This is a genomic window from Nocardia sp. CA-084685, from assembly GCF_050955785.1.
In the GTDB taxonomy this organism is placed as follows: domain Bacteria; phylum Actinomycetota; class Actinomycetes; order Mycobacteriales; family Mycobacteriaceae; genus Nocardia.
The window spans coordinates 3,580,855-3,599,485 of the sequence record NZ_CP192094.1 but is presented as its reverse complement, the minus strand read 5'-3'; the positions used below and the strand labels follow the sequence as shown (position 1 = coordinate 3,599,485).

General features: G+C 64.9%; 18 protein-coding genes. 6 read left to right on the top strand and 12 right to left on the bottom strand.

Annotated elements, in window-relative coordinates; translation table 11 throughout:
• Positions 1 to 32 precede the first annotated feature (32 nt).
• Together trpB and ACQP2U_RS16470 are read right to left on the bottom strand one after the other, a co-directional pair.
• Complete coding sequence (gene trpB / locus ACQP2U_RS16475) at positions 33 to 1,268, bottom strand: tryptophan synthase subunit beta (protein ID WP_433715473.1); 1,236 nt, start codon at positions 1,266 to 1,268, stop codon at positions 33 to 35.
• Between the two features lie 194 nt (positions 1,269 to 1,462).
• Positions 1,463 to 1,756, bottom strand: a complete 294-nt coding sequence (locus ACQP2U_RS16470; protein WP_433716829.1) for a hypothetical protein — start codon at positions 1,754 to 1,756, stop codon at positions 1,463 to 1,465.
• Here ACQP2U_RS16470 and ACQP2U_RS16465 point away from each other — a divergent pair.
• A complete protein-coding gene (locus ACQP2U_RS16465; RefSeq protein WP_433716487.1) occupies positions 1,640 to 2,281 on the top strand; it encodes an FAD-dependent oxidoreductase in 642 nt (213 codons plus the stop codon). The two genes, ACQP2U_RS16470 and ACQP2U_RS16465, sit on opposite strands and share 117 nt — an antisense overlap.
• Positions 2,282 to 2,299: 18 nt before the next feature.
• Here ACQP2U_RS16465 and ACQP2U_RS16460 read toward each other — a convergent pair whose 3' ends face one another.
• Together ACQP2U_RS16460 and ACQP2U_RS16455 are read right to left on the bottom strand one after the other, a co-directional pair.
• The gene (locus ACQP2U_RS16460) at positions 2,300 to 2,962 is read right to left on the bottom strand and encodes a sigma-70 family RNA polymerase sigma factor (protein WP_433715472.1); all 663 of its coding nucleotides are present in this window, start codon (positions 2,960 to 2,962) and stop codon (positions 2,300 to 2,302) included.
• Positions 2,963 to 3,159: 197 nt separating this feature from the next.
• Positions 3,160 to 3,879 carry a GAF and ANTAR domain-containing protein gene (locus ACQP2U_RS16455; protein WP_433715471.1) on the bottom strand — a complete coding sequence of 240 codons (720 nt, stop codon included), beginning with the start codon at positions 3,877 to 3,879 and terminating at the stop codon, positions 3,160 to 3,162.
• A 328-nt stretch (positions 3,880 to 4,207) separates the two neighbouring features.
• Here ACQP2U_RS16455 and ACQP2U_RS16450 point away from each other — a divergent pair, with 328 nt between their 5' ends.
• Positions 4,208 to 4,789, top strand: coding sequence for a GAF domain-containing protein (locus ACQP2U_RS16450; protein ID WP_433715470.1), 582 nt, complete (start codon positions 4,208 to 4,210; stop codon positions 4,787 to 4,789).
• Positions 4,768 to 4,968, top strand: a complete 201-nt coding sequence (locus tag ACQP2U_RS16445; protein WP_433715469.1) for an ANTAR domain-containing protein — start codon at positions 4,768 to 4,770, stop codon at positions 4,966 to 4,968. Before ACQP2U_RS16450 ends, ACQP2U_RS16445 begins: the two co-directional genes overlap by 22 nt.
• A gap of 1 nt (position 4,969) precedes the next feature.
• Here the strand turns inward: ACQP2U_RS16445 and ACQP2U_RS16440 are convergent, their stop codons facing one another.
• From ACQP2U_RS16440 to ACQP2U_RS16420, 5 genes are all read right to left on the bottom strand, one after another.
• Positions 4,970 to 5,611: a GAF and ANTAR domain-containing protein gene (locus ACQP2U_RS16440; RefSeq protein WP_433715468.1), complete on the bottom strand. Its 642-nt coding sequence runs from the start codon at positions 5,609 to 5,611 to the stop codon at positions 4,970 to 4,972.
• 309 nt (positions 5,612 to 5,920) lie between these two features.
• Complete coding sequence (locus ACQP2U_RS16435; protein ID WP_433715467.1) at positions 5,921 to 7,954, bottom strand: SDR family oxidoreductase; 2,034 nt, start codon at positions 7,952 to 7,954, stop codon at positions 5,921 to 5,923.
• Between the two features lie 307 nt (positions 7,955 to 8,261).
• A complete protein-coding gene (locus ACQP2U_RS16430) occupies positions 8,262 to 9,962 on the bottom strand; it encodes a bifunctional metallophosphatase/5'-nucleotidase (protein ID WP_433715466.1) in 1,701 nt (566 codons plus the stop codon).
• A 98-nt stretch (positions 9,963 to 10,060) separates the two neighbouring features.
• Positions 10,061 to 10,633: a cutinase family protein gene (locus ACQP2U_RS16425; RefSeq protein ID WP_433715465.1), complete on the bottom strand. Its 573-nt coding sequence runs from the start codon at positions 10,631 to 10,633 to the stop codon at positions 10,061 to 10,063.
• Positions 10,634 to 10,898: 265 nt separating this feature from the next.
• Complete coding sequence (locus ACQP2U_RS16420) at positions 10,899 to 11,921, bottom strand: zinc-binding alcohol dehydrogenase family protein (RefSeq protein WP_433716486.1); 1,023 nt, start codon at positions 11,919 to 11,921, stop codon at positions 10,899 to 10,901.
• 177 nt (positions 11,922 to 12,098) lie between these two features.
• Between ACQP2U_RS16420 and ACQP2U_RS16415 the strand changes: the two genes are divergently transcribed.
• Together ACQP2U_RS16415 and ACQP2U_RS16410 are read left to right on the top strand one after the other, a co-directional pair.
• On the top strand, positions 12,099 to 12,740 hold the full coding sequence (locus ACQP2U_RS16415) for a TetR/AcrR family transcriptional regulator (RefSeq protein WP_433715464.1): 642 nt from the start codon (positions 12,099 to 12,101) through the stop codon (positions 12,738 to 12,740).
• Positions 12,737 to 14,428, top strand: coding sequence for an FAD-binding dehydrogenase (locus ACQP2U_RS16410; RefSeq protein WP_433715463.1), 1,692 nt, complete (start codon positions 12,737 to 12,739; stop codon positions 14,426 to 14,428). Before ACQP2U_RS16415 ends, ACQP2U_RS16410 begins: the two co-directional genes overlap by 4 nt.
• A 3-nt stretch (positions 14,429 to 14,431) precedes the next feature.
• Here the strand turns inward: ACQP2U_RS16410 and ACQP2U_RS16405 are convergent, their stop codons facing one another.
• From ACQP2U_RS16405 to ACQP2U_RS16395, 3 genes are all read right to left on the bottom strand, one after another.
• Entirely contained in the window at positions 14,432 to 15,373 is a 942-nt protein-coding gene (locus ACQP2U_RS16405) for an expansin EXLX1 family cellulose-binding protein (protein WP_433715462.1), read from the bottom strand.
• Positions 15,374 to 15,530: 157 nt separating this feature from the next.
• Entirely contained in the window at positions 15,531 to 16,784 is a 1,254-nt protein-coding gene (locus tag ACQP2U_RS16400) for a bifunctional 3,4-dihydroxy-2-butanone-4-phosphate synthase/GTP cyclohydrolase II (RefSeq protein ID WP_433715461.1), read from the bottom strand.
• A gap of 48 nt (positions 16,785 to 16,832) precedes the next feature.
• Complete coding sequence (locus ACQP2U_RS16395; protein WP_433715460.1) at positions 16,833 to 17,477, bottom strand: PadR family transcriptional regulator; 645 nt, start codon at positions 17,475 to 17,477, stop codon at positions 16,833 to 16,835.
• 100 nt (positions 17,478 to 17,577) lie between these two features.
• Between ACQP2U_RS16395 and hemC the strand changes: the two genes are divergently transcribed.
• Complete coding sequence (gene hemC / locus ACQP2U_RS16390) at positions 17,578 to 18,507, top strand: hydroxymethylbilane synthase (protein WP_433715459.1); 930 nt, start codon at positions 17,578 to 17,580, stop codon at positions 18,505 to 18,507.
• The last annotated feature ends 124 nt before the right edge of the window (positions 18,508 to 18,631 follow it).

Genomic DNA, 18,631 nt, shown 5'->3' with positions numbered 1-18,631 from the left:
TCCTGGCATGGCGATGCCGATCCGCGAACCGTCTATCCGGCCAGCCGCCCCGCCGCGATGGCGAGATCCTTATCGCCGCGACCGGAAAGACCGAGTACCACGAGCGAATCGGCCGGGAGCTCGCCGCGCTCGGCCAGCTCGAGGATATAGCCGACGGCGTGGGCGGATTCGAGGGCAGGAATGATGCCTTCAGTGCGGGTGAGCGCGTGCAAGCCGCGCAGGGCCACCGCGTCGGTGGCGGTGCGGTAGGTGACGCGACCGGTGTCCTTGAGATAGCTGAGTTCCGGGCCGACGCCCGGATAGTCGAGCCCGGCGGCGATGCTGTGGGTCGGCGTGACCTGTCCGTCGTCGTCCTGCAGCAGATAGCTGTAGGCGCCGTCCATTTCACCGGGACTGCCCGCGCTGAGGGTGGCCGCGTGATAACCCGTTTCGACACCGCGCCCCGCCGCCTCGACACCGACCAACTGGACCTGCGGTTCGTCGACGAATGGGTGGAACAGGCCGATGGCATTGCTACCGCCGCCGACACACGCCACCAGATAATCCGGCAGTCGGCCTTCGGATTTCAGAATCTGCATTCGGGTCTCGCGGCCGATGACGGTTTGCAGATCACGCACAATCATCGGGTATGGCGCGGGACCCGCCGAGGTGCCGAACAGGTAGTGCGTGGTGTCGAGATTCGCCACCCAATCCCGGACCGATTCACTGATGGCCTCCTTGAGCCTGCGGCTGCCGGTCTCTACCGGACGCACCTCGGCGCCGAGCAGCGTCATCCGCATGACGTTGGAGGCCTGGCGGCGCATATCGTGCGCACCCATATAGATCACGCATGTCATGCCGAGCATCGCGCAGACGGTCGCCACCGCGACGCCATGCTGACCGGCACCGGTCTCGGCGATGATCCGGGTCTTCCCCATCCGCTTGGCCAGCAATCCCTGCCCGAGTGCGTTATTGATCTTGTGCGCACCCGTATGGGTCATATCCTCGCGTTTCAGATACACCCGCACGCCGGGCACCGCGAGCAACTCGGCAAAGCGCGGCACCTGATGCAACAGCGTCGGACGACCGACGCGGGTGCGCAGCAATTCGCGCAGTTCGTCACGGAATCCGGCATCGGCCCGGGCCAGCGCATAGGTCTGTTCCAACTCCAGCAGCGCCGCCATCAGACCTTCGGGAACATACCTGCCGCCGAACTCGCCGAAGCGCCCGCGCTCGTCCGGAAGTGTGCTCGATAGCAACGCGCCCCGCGAGACATGATCAATAACCATCCACACCAACGCTTCCTGCCGCGAGTCCTCAGCACATGTCTACTTCGACTCGCCGCCCGGCGCGCGCCCGCAACGAATTAGTTAACAGTCTCTTTAGGTTCCCGATTCGGGATTCATCGCATCGAGAGCGCGGTGACACCGCCAGTTCAGCTGTCAGACCAGCAAATCCGGGCGATTGCGTGTGGGCCAGTTGGCTAATCCTTTGTCCGCTCGGCGATCTGTCCGCTGTATACCGCACGCAACGAGGCTGCGGCGAAGGCCGCACAGTAATCGATGAGATCGTCCATCGGCACATCCAACCGACCGCCCTGCTTCTCCACGATCACCCGCTCCAACATCCCGACCACCGACAGCGCGAAGATATCGATGATCTGCGCGGGCGGCTGAACATCCGTGCCGCGCCCCCGTGGCCGTGGCCGCGACCAATCGGGACCTGCCGCTGTGGGTTCGACGAATACGATGCGCAGTTTGCGCGGATCCTCGGCCAATGCGTCGTCGACGGCCTCACCATCGATATCGCCGATTGGGATACTCCGGGCATCCTGTTCGGCAAGACCGCCAAGGAATGCACCCGCGCGGAGATCTACCAGGAGACCTGGGCGCAGATGACCGCAGCGCTCAACGACGACGGCCGAGTCCAGTTGAAGGACGGCATCGTCGGCGCGTGGATGCTGGATCCGGGTATCGAATGGGCGGACGGGCAGAATACGAATGACGAACCGCTGCTTGTGAATACGATCGGATCGTGGGCGGACCGACCGACCGCGCGCACGCAGATCCCGAATCTGTTCCTGGCCGCCGACTACGTGCGCACCAACTTCGATCTGGCGACCATGGAGGGCGCGAACGAGGCGGGCCGCACAGCGGTGAATGAGCTCCTCGATGCATCCGACTCCCCCGCCGCTCGCGCCCAACTCTTCACCCGCGATTCGATTCCCGCTTTCGAACCGTTCCGTCAGATGGAGGCCGCCCGGTACAGGGCGGGTCAGCCGAATTTCTTCGATCTCGGCTGACGACTGTCCGACCAGGAGCTAGTTGAGCGGTTCTGACAGGTCGGTCTTCAGGTGTTCGAGTCCGGCTCGGATCCGGGACTTGACCGTGGGGAGACCGACACCGAGACGCGCCGCCACCTCGGGATAGCTCAGACCCGAGTAGTACGCGAGCGCGATGGATTCGTGCTGGAGTGCGGTCAGATGGGTGAGGCTACGGCGCAGGGCGTCCCTTTCGTCGTGACGCACTGCCTCCTCGGCCACCACATCGGTGGGGGGCTGATAATCGCGACTACCCCATGAGTGATTGTGGTCCGTGGTGGCGCGTTCGTGCCGGACCCGGTCCACGGCTTGGCGATGGGCCAGCACCCGCAACCAGGTGAGCACGGAACCGCGGCGCTCGTCGAACCCGATCGCGGAGCGCCACACCTCGAGGTAGACGTCGTGACAGGTCTCTTCGGCGTACCCCCTGTCCCGGACTATCGCCAGCACACGCTGGTAGACCAGACCGCGGGTGCGGCGATAGAACTGCGCGAACGCCTCGTGGTCGCCGTCGGCGATGCGATGTACCAATTCGGCATCGACATCATGGGATTCGATATCAATCGGGTCACGAACCGGACGGGGAACGCGCCCCAGCGTGGTCGGAATTCGTTCGGGCCGATGCGGAATGTGTTCGGACCGAGATGGAACGAGCAGGATCACGATTGCCCCCAGACAAACAAATATGCGGCAAGCAGGTTGATTTCGACGTATGGAGCTGCGTCGAAGCAGACCGTCGAGGGCACGGACGGCACTGGCGGAGAACGGGATCCGGCCGGGGACTGGGGCCGATAGTCCAACTTTCACATTACCGCGCCGCAGGCAAATGATCATGCACTTTCACGCAGCAATGGGTTTACTCAGACCCGCAGACCGAGTTCGACGATCCCCTTCGCCACGGCATGGACGGCGACCCGATTCTTGCGTGCATGTGTGCGGATGAGCTCGAACGCCACCTCCGGCGTGGTCCGCCTGGCATTGGCGATAACCCCCTTGGCCTGTTCGATGACGATCCGCGAATCCAGCGCGTGCTGCAGCTGCGCGGTCAATTTCTGCTGCTGGCGCAGCACGTTGGAATTGACGATGTGGCCGGTCGCCATGCTCGCCAACAGTCCGCCCACCGAGAGATCCTGATCGGTCCAGCCCCGTGGGCTCGGACCGTACAGGCCCAGCGCGCCGACCGTGGTCTCTCCGACCCGCATCGGAATCTCCGCCAACGAGGACAGCCCGTGCCGGACCGCCTCGGCGGCGAACTCCGGCCAGCGCTCGCTGTGTCGACCGATATCGTCGATCGCGATGGGTTTGCCAGACCGGAACGCGTCCACGCTCGGACCGCGCTCACTGCGATGCTGACACAGTTCCATGGCCACCAACTCGTCCGGAGCCGCGGCGGCCATGCGGGAGCACTCATCGGGCGTGAGCGTCTCGTCCGGCATCAGCATGACGGTGCAGCCGACCAAGTCGAGCGCGACGATCGCGCTGTTCATCAGCTGGCGCACCATCTCCGCCGTGTCATCCATAGCGGGTAGCAGTTCAGCTAGTTGCGCTGCCGCCGCAACCAGCACCTTGTTGTCAGACACCCGGATCACCCCGCATGCGCGAAAGTCGGTCGTCCCCTCAAGTCCCGCGCCGCACTTGCTGACCTTTCCATGGTATGGCTAAGCGAAGTCACGCACCACAATTTCGACACCACCATCCTCCTTTGAATTGTCCAGCCACTCATCGGATTCCGTTGACCAGCCATCCGATAGTGGTCGACATGACTACTATTCGGATGCCACCATGGACGACGGGCTCGACCCGACCGTGCCGCGAAGATGTGCCCGGTGAGGCTTATTTTTCGCTGAAACTCTCCGTAAAAATGTGCCGCATTACCGCGGTAGCAACCACCGCGACCAGGAGACTGCAATGGCGCCTCCATTCGACGATCGGCAGCGGGATCGAGCATCCGAGCCGCTGCCGGATTCGAACCAGTTATTACGATCACTTGTGTGCACGGTCGACATGCTGGCTAGCGATTTCGATCTTGTCGAACTATGTCAGCAGCTACTGGAGGCCTGTACCCACATCACGGGCGCGAGTGATGCCGGATTGTTGCTAGCCGACCAACGTGGTGAGCTCCAGGTACTCGCCTCAACAAGCGAGTCGGCCCGACTGCTCGGTTTGTTACAGCACGAGGGGCCTAGCCTGGATGCCCACCGGAGCAGGACCACGGTATCGGCTCCCGATCTGTGTGCCGACGGCGTGCTGTGGCCGGAGTTCGCACAGACGGCATCGGCCGCCGGGTATCGCTGCGCCTATGCCGTGCCGCTGCGGCTGCACCGCGACAGCGTCGGTGCGCTCACCGTTCTTGCCGCCTCGGCTGCCGCACTCGGGCAGCCGGACTTGCGCATCGTGCAGATCCTCGCCGATATCGCGGCCGTCGGCATCGCGCAGCACGTCGCGCTCGCGCAGTACGCGAGATCCAGGTGCAGTTACCGACCGCGCTGAACACGCGCGTGGCCATCGAGCAGGCCAAAGGGGTACTCGCCGAGCGCGGGGACCGCGATATGGATCGCGCATTCCACATCATGCGCGGATACGCCCGCGCCACTGGACGGCGGCTCACCGATATCGCCGGTGACATCATCGACGGACGCATCGATCCGCGTGCCGACGCGGCGGACTGAGTCAGGTATCGAAGCGCAGGCCATTGTCCACGACCAGCGCCGCGACCTCGGCCAACGACAGCCCGTTCGCGAAGGCATAGGCACGCAGCCGCGCATAGGCGTCGGAGGCGCGTATATCCAACTGCGCGAGCACGATTCCGGCCGCCTGATGGATCGTGCGACTGGTCAGCGGCTGATCCCACCATTGCGCGGCGGCATGCGCGGATTTCGCCGATCCGGCCACCAACTGCGCGATGACCAGATCGGCGATATGCAGCCCCGCCGAAATCACATACGGTTCCGGTTTGCCCGTTTCGATCCGATACAGGTCGAGCACACCGAATCGCACCACACCCAGCTGTAACGGCACCGCCACCATCGAACCCGCCACCATCGCCCCGGCCACCGCGACCCGGTTCAACTCATCGGCGAAACCCGGCCATCGCACATCCGTTTCGGTCAGATCGGTGACCAGCACCGGCACACCGGCGACGACGGCGTCCATGGCCGGCCCCTGCCCCGCGGTGGCCTGCACCGCCTCCACCCGCGCCGCCACCGAATCACTTGTGGCCCACGGCTGCAGTCCGGCATCGCGCTCCTGGATCAGGATCGCGGCACGCTGCACCGGCAGCACCCGCACACAGGCACCGCACAGGGCGGTCATCCGACCGCCTTCGGCCGACAGCTTCGTTAGAAACTCGAGGGCCGACAAAAATTCATCGGTCAACTGATCGAACTGCCCCACACCATTCCTACGAACTCTTTGCACCGTCATCCCTGCCACGAGATCGACGGTCCCCTTGTTCCAGGATTCGTCACGACCCCGGCACTGGACCGCAATTACGCCGCGGGAAATACGGCGGGGCGGCACCGCAAGAATACGAAACACCGATCGTCCACACCAGGGCCGAATGTCCCATGGTCGCGGCGGGCAAGCAGGTCGGGTGCGGGGATCAGCCCGTCATGGGATCGATCACCAGTGCAGGCCCGGAATCACCCGGGTAACCCGTGCGGCCGGGCTTGGCAGCGCCATCAGCGGCAATACCACGGGTGCGAGGTAGGACAGCGCGCTGCGCCCGGAGTCCCGATCCTCCTGTGCCTCCTCGACCGTGTCGGGCGCCACGGTCTGCTTCCCCTGTGCCGCATGCGATTCACCGAACCAGCGGAACCCCTGGTGCATGATCGTCCGCTTGACCGACGGCATCAGCAGTTCGACCGCCTGGGCGAAGGTGCCGACCGGAGTGTCGATGCGGTGCGGGCGGTCCTCGATGGCGCGCACCACGATGGCGGCGGCGCGGTCGGGATCCGGCACCGGAAGCGAGCGGTAGAGATCGGTCGGGGCGATCATCGGCGTGCGCACCAATGGCATCCGCACCGAGGTGAAAGTGATTCCGGCATCGCGATTTTCGACCGCAGCAATCTCGCTGAAGTTGTCCAGCGCGGATTTGCTCGCCACATATGCCGCGAAGCGCGGCACCTTGGTCTGCACGGCGATAGAGGAGATGTTCACGATATGTCCGAAACGGCGCGCACGCATCGACGGCAGCAGCGCGAGAATGAGTCGCACGGCACCGAAGTAATTGACCGCCATGGTCCGCTCGAAATCGTGCATGCGGTCGGTCGAGTTGACCACCGAACGACGAATCGACCGTCCCGCATTATTCACCAGATAATCGACATGGCCGTGATCGGCCAGCACCGCGGCAACCAATTCGTCCACACCGTCGGAGTCGGTGATATCGCACGGATAGGCATGGGCGACACCGCCTTCGGCGCGCACCGACTCCGCCGCGGCGTGCAGATCGTCCACACCGCGCGCCACCATCAGCACGGTCGCACCGCGCTGCGCGACGGCGTGGGCCGTGGCCAGTCCGATACCGGAGGACGCCCCGGTGATCAGGACGACGCGGCCGTCCAACCGATCGCCACTGTCGCCGGGCCGACTCCGGTTCGGGTCCAGGTTCTCGGCCCAGTACTGCCACAGGCGCTCGGCGTAGCTGTCGAACGACGGCACCGCCAGACCCGTCCCGCGCAACTGCGCCCGGGTGGAGTCGGAGACGAATTCCGCCGTGAACGACGTGTGCGGTGCGACCTCGGCCGGAATTCCCATCTGCTCCAACAGGAAATCGCGAACGGTCGAGACGCCCGGGATATGTGCGAGCCCGTTCAGTGCGAGCCCGCTGCCGGGCACCGTGCCGATTCCGGTCGGCGCACCCGCCGCGGCCGCGAGCGCAGCGTAGATCTCGCCGAACGGTTGCGGTTCCGGGTTGACCAGGTGGAATGTGCGTCCATCGAGTCCCTTGCGGCGCACCAGCTCGACCATCGCACCCGCCACATAGTCGACCGGCACGATATTGGTCGCACCCAGATCCGGCAGCAGCATCGGCAGTTCGGCAGGCAGTGCGCCCAGGCGCGAGATGGCGGGGAAGAAGTAGTACGGACCGTCGATCTTGTCCATCTCACCGGTGCGCGAATCGCCGACCACGATCGCGGGCCGGTACACCCGCCAGCGCACCCCCTTGGATTCGCGGACGAGTTTCTCCGCGGCGAACTTGGTCCGGTGGTACGGCGAGGTCAACCGCTGCCCCAGGTCGAAATCCTCCTCGAAGAATTTGCCCTTGTGGTCACCGGCTACCGCCACCGAGGAGACGTGGTGCAGCACCGCGCCCAATTCGCGGGCCAGTTCCAGCACCGAGCGGGTACCCGCGACATTGGCCGCGTGCGCGGTCTCCTCGTCGGCGGTCATGTCGTAGACGGCGCCGAGATGGATCACGTGGTCGGCCTCGGGCGCTTCCTCGATCAGACCGAGGCCTTCGGCGGTCAGATCACCGAGCATGGGAAAGGCACGTTCGCCGCCGGTCCAGCCCGCGGTGAGTTCAGTGAATTTCGCCACCGACGCGGTGCGAACGAGCACATGCACAATGGCTTCGGAATCAGCCGCCAGAAGTTCCTGAACCACCCGCCGGCCCAAGAATCCGGTTCCGCCCGTCACGATGAAAGTCGTCATCGCATTTTCCTCCTGCTGTCGCACTCGAATCGAGTTGTCACACAAGCGCGCCCGACATGCAGCAGTGAATGCGGACATCATTTATTCGGCTTACCGGCAAGTAGTTTGCTGAGCCAAAAGCAGGGAACGCCATTGCCCTACTGGTCGGTAACTTTAATGGGCGCAGCTAGTCTCGGGCAAGCGAACGGCGGCCCCGGGCGATGTGTGAATGGTCACCAATGAGCGCCGCTAATATTGTGTGTTACAACAGTTTTCAGATAATGCTCGAACGCGAAACCTGAATCAGGACACCACGTTTGCCACCGACTCAGCGCTTCTCGGCGCGGGCCGATGGTGGTTGCAGCGGTGGGCGACCCTTCAGATAGGTCTCGAAAGCCTCGAGATCGATCGGCCCGACAGTCTTGTCCACGCTCTCGGTGAAGACCGTGAAACCGTCACCGCCCGAAGCCAGGAAGCTGTTGGTGGTGATGCGGTAGGTGGCGACCGGGTTGAGGGGTTGGCCGCCGATGCGCACGCTGTCGGCGACGACCTTGCTGCCCTTCGGACTCGACTCGATATAGGTGTAGGTCAGCCCGGCGGGTGAGAGCACGGTCGCCTTGCCGTTGCTCCATTGCTGTTCGAGCAGGCGCAGGATCTGGCTGCCGGTCATGGTGACAGTGACGACCTGATTGCCGAACGGCTGCACGCTGTAGATATCGCCGTAGCTGATCTGCCCCGACTTCAGATCGGTGCGCACACCGCCCGGATTCATGAATGCGGCGACCGCTGCGGCGGGCGCCGCAGCGGTGACCGAGAGCATCGAGTCGGCGATGACATCACCGAGTGGCGATTCGCCCGAGTCCGCTGGTTCGTGCGGCAGCGACGCCGCCGCGATGCCGACGGGCCGCTGCGCGCGTGGCTCGGCCTGCTCGGCATAGAAGTCGATCAGCGCGGTGGTGGCCGCGTCGGGGGTGACCTCCCTGGTCACCACCCGGTTGACCGCCGAAGCCTGCACGCCGTCGGCGCCGAAGCGCAGGGTGACATCGGTGATCAGCCGACCGTAGGAGGCGGCCTGGGTGACCACCTTGCCGTCGATGGTGCAGATATACGGCTGGTGCGAATGTCCGGTGAACAACACCCGCACCGCGGGATCGACACCGGTGGCCAAGGCGGTGACCTCGGCGGAGATATTCGCGCAACCGTTGTAGTCGATCGCCGCATTCTGGGCCGGTTTCTGCACCCCGCCGTCGTGCAGCAGCGCCACCACCGTCTGCGCGCCCGCCGACTTCACCTCGGAGACATAGCGATTGATCGCCGCGACCTCATCGCCGAAGGTGTAGCCGCGAATGCCTTCCGGGAAAACGATGCTCGCCGTCTCGGGTGTGACCGTACCGATGACGCCGATTTTGTGTCCACCGACCTCGAGCATCGTCCACGCCCGCAGCGTGGACGGCAACTTACCGTCCGCGTCGGTGACATTGGCGGCTAAGAACGGGAACTTCGCTCCAGCGAACGGCGTGCCGGGCGAGCATCCGGCGGGCGAACATCCACCCTGTTGCAGTCGCGTCAATTCCATGACGCCGTTATCGAATTCGTGATTGCCCACCGAGGAAGCGGCCAGCCCGACGGAATTCAAGAAGGTAATTGTCGGCTCGTCGTGGAAGAGTCCGGAGACCAGCGGACTCGCGCCGATATTGTCCCCGGCCGATACCACGGCGCTGGCCGGATACGCCTTCTTCAACCGTGCCAGATGGGTGGCGAGGTAGGCGGCGCCGCCCGCGTCGTATCCGGCGATCTTGCCGGTCGAACCCGCGGGTGGCTGCAGATTGCCGTGTAAATCGTTGAGCCCGAACAGATGTAGCTCATCGGACTGCGCGCCGCGCAGATCGTCGGTCGAGATGAGCGGGATTACTCCCGGTGCCGTCGAGGTCGTCGGATGACCGCTGTCGGCTGCGGTACCGCAGCCCGCCACCAGGGCGATGCTCACTAGTCCCGCAATGATCATGCCGATGCGACGGTGCGCTGTCATATTCAGACTGTCCCACGCCGGAGTGCCATCGGCATGAATCTCGTGCGAACACACCGGCGGCGGGGTCGCTGTTCGACCCCGCCGCGCGGATTTCCCGGTTAAACCCGACCCGCCGCGAAATCCGCGGCCGGCCAAAAGGCCCAGCCGTAGTTCCCGTGCTGGTTCGGGTCGATGCCGCCACCGCAGATCGGATCACCAGCGGTGCAATAATCTGCGGTCTTCCAGGCGTAGTTGCCTGGGACGCCCCAACCGATCAGGCGGAGAGGATCACCGAACAGCAGGACCGCGGACACCTTCCATTCCAGATCGCCGGGGAGCACGTAGATCCCGGGCAGCGCGGTCACGATGCCGGTGCCGACGACACCGTGTACGACGGCCGCGCCCTGCGAGTAGCCGACGAGGATGAACTGCTGATCCGGGCACATTTGCGACTGCCCAATGACATGGTCGGTCAGATCCTGGGTGCCGCGGCTGAGCGAAGTGGGATCGAGCAGGTCCGCGGGATAGTCCACCCGGTAGGCGCTGCTGCTCACCGGAAGTGCTTGCAGCAACGTGTCATACAGTGGATCGCCGACGACGGAGCCGAGCCATCCGGGTTCCCCGGTACCTCTCGCGACGACCACATCGACTGCGGCACAGTCCGCCCGTGCCTGCGCGACCGAACTGCTCAAACGCCGTAGCGAACAGCAATAGCACAGCGAATATCCGTGCCAGCCGCCACTTCTCGTAATTTCTTGCCTTCCGGATTTCCATCGTGATCACCTCTCACGCCGTTGTGAGAAGCCGCATGACTCTTGTCAGAGACAAATGTCATCCAGCTATATCCGCGAAGGTAAGAACGGTAAAGAGTTGCGTCAAGCAACTCAGCTGAAGCGAGACCGGTTCAGCGCTGAATCGTGTCCTGGAATCCGCACGCGCACACGGCGATTCGGGCGCTTACGGGATGAGAACCGCTGCGCCGGTGAAACGTCCATGTGCGAGATCCGCAAGGGCTCGACCTGCCGTACCGAGGGAGTACCCCGTCGTGGTCACATGTATACGGTATTCGCCCGCCAGCCTGAGGAATTCGCGCGCGTCGGCGCGGGTATTGGCAGTCACCGAGCGAATCTCGCGCTCCTGGAACAGATGCCGCTGGTAGTTCAGCACCGGGATATCGCTGAGATGGATGCCCGCGATGGCGAGGATGCCGCCGCGATCGAGCGCCTCCAGCGCGGGCCGCACCAGCTCGCCGATCGGCGCGAACAAGATCGCCGAATCCAATTGCACCGGAGGCCGATCCGCCGCACCCTGTACCGAGGCGGCGCCGAGGTCGGCAGCCAACTCGCGCGCGGCCGGGTCCCTGGTCATGACATGCACCTCGGCACCGCGCGCGAGTGCCACTTGCGCGGCGATATGCGCGCTGCCGCCGAAGCCGTAGATCCCGAGCCGTCCGCCTCTCGGCAGATCGGCACGCCGCAGCGCCCGATAGCCGATGATCCCGGCGCACAGCAGCGGCGCGGTTTCCATATCGCTGTATCCGTCGGGCAGCCGGTGAGCGTAAGACGCTGGGACAGTGGCATATTCGGCGTAACCGCCGTCCGCGTCCCAGCCCGTGTACTCCGAATTCGGGCAGAGATTCTCCGCGCCGCGCAGACAGTACCGGCAACTGCCGCAGGTGTGGCGCAACCAGGCGATGCCGACGCGATCACCGATCGCGAACTCGGGTGCCGAAGAGTCAAGTGCCCCAGTTGATCCCGATCCATGCGCCACCACCTCGCCCACCACCTCGTGCCCCGGCACCACACCGGGCCGATGCACCGGCAGATCCCCCTCGGCAACGTGCAGATCGGTGCGACAGACCCCACAGGCCAGCACCCGCACCAGCAGTTCACCGGGCGCGGGCGCGGGCACCGTCTCGCGAACGAAGTCGAGCGGTTCACCATCGATCGGTCCCGGCCGTCGCACCCGCCAGCCGGTCATGCCCGTGCTCGCGTCCATACCGATCACTCCTCACCGCTAGGGGAACGGTCTCTTCGGATTATCCGCGCCGACCACGCTGGTTCACTCGTTCCGTCGAAGCGAGTCCGTCCTTCTGATACATTTCTGTATTGAATACGCTGCTGTATCGAATGGACCGAATGCAGGAGGAGGTGCGCGTTGGCATCGACCACGAATGCGGAGGTCCCGGTGCGCCGCGTGACCCGCCGTCGCATCGAGACCCGCAAACGCCTGCTCACCGCCGCGTATCAGGTCTTCGCCGAGGAGGGTTTCGGCCGCGCCTCGGTGGAGCGGGTCTGTGAGCGTGCCGGGTTCACCCGTGGCGCGTTCTACTCCAACTTCACCTCGCTCGACGAGTTGTTCCTGGCCATGTGGGAGCAGCGATCGGCCGCCATGATCGCCGGGATCCGCGCAACGCTCGACGGCTTTTCGGTCGACGGCGTGGCCGATATCCGCGCCGCGGTGGAGCGCTTGGACCGCGCCGTGCCGATCGACGAGGACTGGTTCCGCATCACCGCCGAATTCACCTCACACGCGTTGCGCACCCCCGGCCTGCGGCAGGTGATGGCCGGACGTGAGGAGGCGATCGTCGCGGCACTGATGCCGACGATCGTCGACGCACTGGCCCGCGTCGGCCGGGCGGTGTCCGATCCCGTCGCACTGGGGCAGGCCCTGGTCGCGGCGCACGACGGCACCGCGGTTCAGGTGCTGATGGAACCGCGCAGTCGCGAAGTGCGCAGCCGACGCACCGACCTCTTCTGCCACATCGTGCTGGCCTACAGCACCGAAACCGAAGGATGATCATGACCGACCCGAGTCCCGAATTCACCCAAGAGGCAGATGTCATCGTCGTCGGTGCGGGCCTGGCCGGGCTCGTGGCGACCCATGAACTGGTCAAGGCTGGCCGTACAGTGCATGTGCTGGACCAAGAGAATCGCAATAACCTCGGCGGCCAAGCCTTCTGGTCGCTCGGCGGACTGTTCTTCGTGGACAGTCCGGAGCAGCGCCGCCTCGGCATCAAGGACTCCTACGAACTGGCACTGCAGGATTGGTTCGGTTCGGCGGGGTTCGATCGCGAGGACCAGGACTACTGGGCCCGACAGTGGGCGCGGGCCTATGTGCGCTTCGCGACCACCGAGAAGCGGGATTACCTGCACGAGTTGGGTTTACGGGTGACACCGCTGGTCGGTTGGGCAGAGCGCGGTGGCGCCTTCGCCGATGGGCACGGCAATTCGGTGCCGCGCTTCCACCTCACCTGGGGGACCGGGCCCGAGGTGGTGCGGGTGTTCCAGGAGCCGGTGCTCGAGGGCGAGCGTCGCGGACTGGTCGGCTTCAGTTTCCGGCATCGGGTCGACGAGTTGATCGTCGAGGACGGCGCGGTGGTCGGCGTGCGCGGCAGCGTGCTCGAGCCGACCGATCTGGAGCGCGGTCGGGCTTCGTCACGAAATGTGGTCGGCGACTTCGAATTCCGCGCCAAGGCGGTGATCGTCACCTCCGGCGGTATCGGCCACAATCATGAGCTGATCCGGCGCAACTGGCCCACCGAGCGACTCGGTCCAGTGCCGGAGACCATGATCTCCGGTGTGCCCGCACATGTGGACGGGCGGATGCTCGGCATCTCCGAGACCGCGGGCGGCGCCATCGTCAATCGCGATCGCATGTGGCACTACACCGAGGGCATCAACAACTGGAATCCGATCTGGCCCGATCACGCCATTCGTATCATTCCCGGTCCGTCCTCGATGTGGTTCGACGCCAATGGAAAGCGTTTGCCCGCACCATGTTTCCCGGGCTTCGACACCAATTCGACCATGAAGGAGATCCTGGCCACCGGCTACGACTACTCCTGGTTCGTACTCACCCAGTCGATCATCGAGAAGGAGTTCGCGCTATCGGGCTCGGAGCAGAATCCGGATATCACCGGTAAGGATCTCAAACTCACCCTCAAGAGCCGGGTGGCCAAGGGTGCGCCGGGCCCGGTCGAGGCGTTCAAACAGCACGGAGTCGACTTCGTGGTCGCGAATACCTTGCGCGAGTTGATCGAGGGCATGAACAAGATCGCGCGCGGCCCGCAGCTGGATTTCGACGAGTTGGAGCGACAGATCGTCGCCCGCGACCGGGATATCGCCAATAAGTACTCCAAGGACGCGCAGCTGATGGCGATCAACAATGCGCGCCAGTACTTCGGCGATAAGGCGGGTCGTGTCGCCAAACCGCATCGCATCCTCGATCCAGCGAATGGGCCGCTGATCGCGGTGCGGCTCAATATCTTGACCCGCAAGACCCTCGGCGGACTGCAGACGAATCTGGATTCGCAGGTGATGCGCCCGGACGGCACGCCGCTGCCCGGCCTCTACGCCGCGGGCGAAGTCGCCGGATTCGGTGGCGGCGGCGTGCACGGCTACAACGCGCTGGAGGGCACCTTCCTCGGTGGCTGTATCTTCTCGGGCCGCGCTGCCGGACGAGCGCTCGCAACGAAACTCGGCTGACCGTCAGGCCGTACAAACCCTCGCGGCGGCGCTGGACGGTGGCTGCGGTGCCGTTGCCGCGAGATCCGGCGTCGGCGCGGGCGGTGGTTCCGGGAAAGGCTCGGTGTAGAGGCTCAAACCGGTATACCGCTCGCCCTGTTCCAGGGAGATTCCGGTGATCTCCACCTGATGCCCGTGGACATCGGTCACTCGTGCCGAGAACGGTCCCGGCCCGGCGCCGCTGATCGTCCAGTAGTTGTCCATGCCGCGATCGAGTTCATGCCACGCCCCGTTCGCCGTGGAACGTAATGCGATCCGCTGGATGGGGTTTCCCGATCCGGTCACCAGCATGGCCAGCCAGGAGGGCGAGGAGTCCGGCTTCAGCTCGTAGATCAGCTCGGGCGCGGGAAGTGGATCGCGGACCACGTTATAGCGGATCCGCGCGACGCCGTCGGGCCGATCCGCGATCTGGTCGAAGGCGGCCGTACTCAAGTCCAGTTGTCCCGGCGCACATCCCGGGCAGCGGTCGACGATGAGCACCCGGACATCACCGCGTGGACCGTGCACATCGAGGTACGCACCGCACAGATCGGCATGACCGTATTCCCGGGTGGAGACGCCCACATAGAAGCCGTTCGTCGGCAGTCCGGCAAACGAACACGCGGCACCGGGACCGAATGTGTAGTACCGCGCCTCCCCCGGCCGTGTGAGTGGCGACGCGTCCACCGTATGCCAGTTGGCAATGCCGGTACTGCTGCTGGCCACCATCATTCGCGAGGTTGCGGTCCCGGTATCCGGGATCGGATGTCTCGCCGTGCAGGACGACTGTTGCCCGGGTCCGGCGATCCAGACCACGACCGCCACCGTGGTCAACAAGACTCCGGCGGACAGCCACAGCCACCCCGAGCGGAAATGCTGGTGTTCGATCGGTATTCGGTGCACCGCTGTCCCCGACTTCCGGCTCACCCAACTCGCGGACTCTCCATCCTGACACCATCAGGAAAGCAGGCCGACCCGCGACGCATGACTCGAACGAAAAATCTCCGTAGTGAAACAGACACATGTCGGCAATCTCACGGCAAATAGCCAGCATTCGGCGACCGAGATCGGAAAAGATCCGTTACTACGAGGTGGCCCTTGCCGGTTCGACATCCACACCCGAGAGTTGATGATCCATCCGATCGCGCTTGGCGCGCAGGTAGCGGATGTTGTGTTCGGTCGGCGTCGCCTGCAGCGGCAGCCGCCGCACCACCGCGACCCCGTACTGTTCCAGATCCGCCTGTTTGGCCGGGTTGTTGCTGAGCAGCCGAACCGACCGGATACCCAGATCGGCGAACACGTGCGCACCGGCCGCATACTTGCGGGCATCGACCGGCAACCCGAGTGCGAGATTCGCTTCGACGGTATCGGCGCCGCGGTCCTGTAATTCGTACGCTCGCAACTTGTTCAACAATCCGATCCCACGTCCCTCCTGTCCGCGCAGGTAGACCACCACGCCGCTGCCCTCCTCGGCGACCGCGCGCAGTGCGGCGTCGAGTTGGTCGCCGCAGTCGCAGCGCAGCGAGCCGAGGGCGTCACCGGTGAGGCATTCCGAATGCAGCCGCGTCAGTACGGACTCGGGGCCGGGCGCACCGAAAACCAGTGCGAGGGTTTCGGTTCCGGAGATCTCGTCGCGGTAGCCGATGACGCGGAATTCGCCGTATCGAGTCGGCAAGCGGGTCTCCACCACCCTGGTCAGGGTGCGTTCGGCGCGGCGGCGATAGGCGATCAGATCCGCGATCGAGATGATCGGTAGTCCATGGTTTTCGGCGAAGGCGAGCAGTTGCGGCAGCCGGGCCATCGAGCCGTCGTCGTTCACGACCTCGGCGATGACACCTGCCGGACGCAGTCCGGCCAGCCTGGTCAGGTCGACGGCGGCCTCGGTGTGGCCCGCACGACCCAGCACACCGCTGGGATGTGCGCGCAACGGGAAGACGTGGCCGGGTCTGGTCAGCTCTTCCGATGTGGTGCGCGGATCCGCCAGCGTGCGCAAGGTGTTGGCGCGGTCGGCGGCCGAAATACCGGTCGTCACACCGGAAGCCGCATCCACCGACACCGTGTAAGCCGTGCCCTTCGGGTCCTCGTTGATCGGTGTCATCGGTGGCAGTCGGAGCCGCTCCAGATCCGCGCCGGGCAGCGGTGCGCACAGCACGCCGCTGGTGTGGCGGACCATGAAGGCGATGGCTTCGGGCGTTGCCAGCGCGGCGGCGAGTATCAGATCGCCCTCGTTCTCCCGATCTTCATCGTCTACGACCACGACCATGCCACCCGCGGCGAGGGCGGCGAGCGCCGTCTCGATCGTGTCCAGCGAACGCTGCTGTGCGAATTCGGTGCGCATATGACTAGTAGAAGTATTTCTATTAGTCATAGCAAGTGCTGGTCCCGCTCAGTGAGCGGACGAGGAAGCGCGGCGCCCTTTACCCTTCGCGGCCTTCTTCGCAGCGGTCTTGGTCGCGAGTTTGTCCACGTCGGCGAGCAGTTCCTCGGCGAAATCGCGTTCGGCCTCGTAATGCCGTATGCACCAGCGCAATACCGCGGCCGGATAGGCCCAATTCGGGTTCTCGTCCGCGCCCTCGGCATCGACCTCGGCCAGTTTGCGCATCCGCTCCGCGTATCCAATGTGTTCGGTGAGGATTTCGCGCAATCGGTCCGGTTCGGCGAGATGGCCCAGCCAGGCGCGCAACATGACGCTGTGTTTGAGTACCGGCGCCTCCACCGGTGCGTGGTTCACCCACTGCGCGGCGGCCGCGCGACCGCTCTCGGTGATGGCGTACATGCGCTTGCCGCGCACTCCGTCGTCCTGCAGCACGGTGCGCGAGGTGGCGTAACCGTGCTTCTCGAGGCGTTTGAGCTCGGCGTAGATCTGGCTGAACGATGGACTCCAATAGAAGAATTGGAGGCTCCAGTCGGCCCATTTCTTCAGGTCGTAGCCGGAGAGCTCATCGGCGTGCGAGAGCATGCCGAGCACAGCCCAACTCGTTGTCGGCAGGTCGGGGACTTCGGCGCTCGCCGCGGACTTCGCTTCGGTCACGATGGGACTATACCGCTTAGGCATATTTCGGGTGCAAAGTCCCGCTCAGCGGGACACGCCCCGGTGATCGGAGCGCGGACCTCGGGAGTAGTCTCGCCGCATGTCGCGAACGCGCATTATTCGGATCAGCACCCGATCCAGCCCGATGGCCCTGGCTCAGGCCGAACAGGTCGCCGGACTGCTGGCCGGGCTCGGCGCCGAGAGCGAGCTGGTCAAGGTAACCACGGCGGGCGATCGATGGATGGGCGATCTGTCCAAGCTCGGCGGTAAGGGCGCCTTCGTCAAGGAGATCGATCAGGCACTGCTCGATGACGAGGCCGACCTGGCGGTGCACTGCCTCAAGGACATTCCCGGTGATATTCCGGTGCCGGAAGGACTCGCATTCGCGGGTTACCTGCCGCGCGAGGACGTACACGATGCGGTGATCACCCGCACCGGCGCACCGCTGGCCGAACTCCCCGAGGGCACGGTCGTCGGCACCAGCTCGGTACGGCGGACCGCACAGCTGCGGCTGCACTATCCCCATCTTGCGGTGAAACCGTTGCGCGGCAACGTCAATACCCGATTGGCGCGCCTCGAGGAGGGCCATATCGACGTGCTGATCGCGGCCGTGTCCGGTCTGCACCGCGTCGACCAGGCGCACCGAATCACCGAAACCCTCGACCTGGACACCATGTGCCCGCCGATCGGGGCTGGCGTCATCGCACTGCAGTGCCGCGACGACGACACCCAACTGCTCGATCTCGGTGCGCGCCTGGACGATCCGGCCACACACCGTCATGCGGATGCCGAGCGCGCAATGCTGCACGCACTGCAGGGCCACTGCAACTCCCCGATCGCCGGACACGCGACCACCGACCCCACCGGGCGACTCACATTGCACGGCAAAGTCTTCAACCTCGACGGCAGCCAGTGGCTGGACGCCAAACACTGGGGCGTCCCGGAGGACCCGAGCGCCCTCGGCTTCTTCGTCGGCGCGGACCTCCTCCGCCAGGGCGCCCGCGCCATCATCGACTCCATCCCCCACTGAACGCTCCGACACCACGGGCAGCCCCCGCGCACAACTTCGCACGACGCGCACGAATTCGCCCGGTCAATTCGTGCGTGCCGCGCAAAACTATGCGCGGCAATCCCCTTGCAGACGACTCGGTAGA

Excerpts from the sequence above, each read along its gene's own strand:
- ACQP2U_RS16450 (WP_433715470.1), top strand. The coding sequence starts at position 4,208 with ATGGCGCCTCCATTCGACGATCGGCAGCGGGATCGAGCATCCGAGCCG.
- trpB (WP_433715473.1), bottom strand. The coding sequence starts at position 1,268 with ATGGTTATTGATCATGTCTCGCGGGGCGCGTTGCTATCGAGCACACTT.
- ACQP2U_RS16435 (WP_433715467.1), bottom strand. The coding sequence starts at position 7,954 with ATGACGACTTTCATCGTGACGGGCGGAACCGGATTCTTGGGCCGGCGG.
- ACQP2U_RS16430 (WP_433715466.1), bottom strand. The coding sequence starts at position 9,962 with ATGACAGCGCACCGTCGCATCGGCATGATCATTGCGGGACTAGTGAGC.
- ACQP2U_RS16400 (WP_433715461.1), bottom strand. The coding sequence starts at position 16,784 with ATGCGCACCGAATTCGCACAGCAGCGTTCGCTGGACACGATCGAGACG.
- ACQP2U_RS16420 (WP_433716486.1), bottom strand. The coding sequence starts at position 11,921 with ATGACCGGCTGGCGGGTGCGACGGCCGGGACCGATCGATGGTGAACCG.
- hemC (WP_433715459.1), top strand. The coding sequence starts at position 17,578 with ATGTCGCGAACGCGCATTATTCGGATCAGCACCCGATCCAGCCCGATG.
- ACQP2U_RS16410 (WP_433715463.1), top strand. The coding sequence starts at position 12,737 with ATGATCATGACCGACCCGAGTCCCGAATTCACCCAAGAGGCAGATGTC.
- ACQP2U_RS16440 (WP_433715468.1), bottom strand. The coding sequence starts at position 5,611 with ATGACCGCCCTGTGCGGTGCCTGTGTGCGGGTGCTGCCGGTGCAGCGT.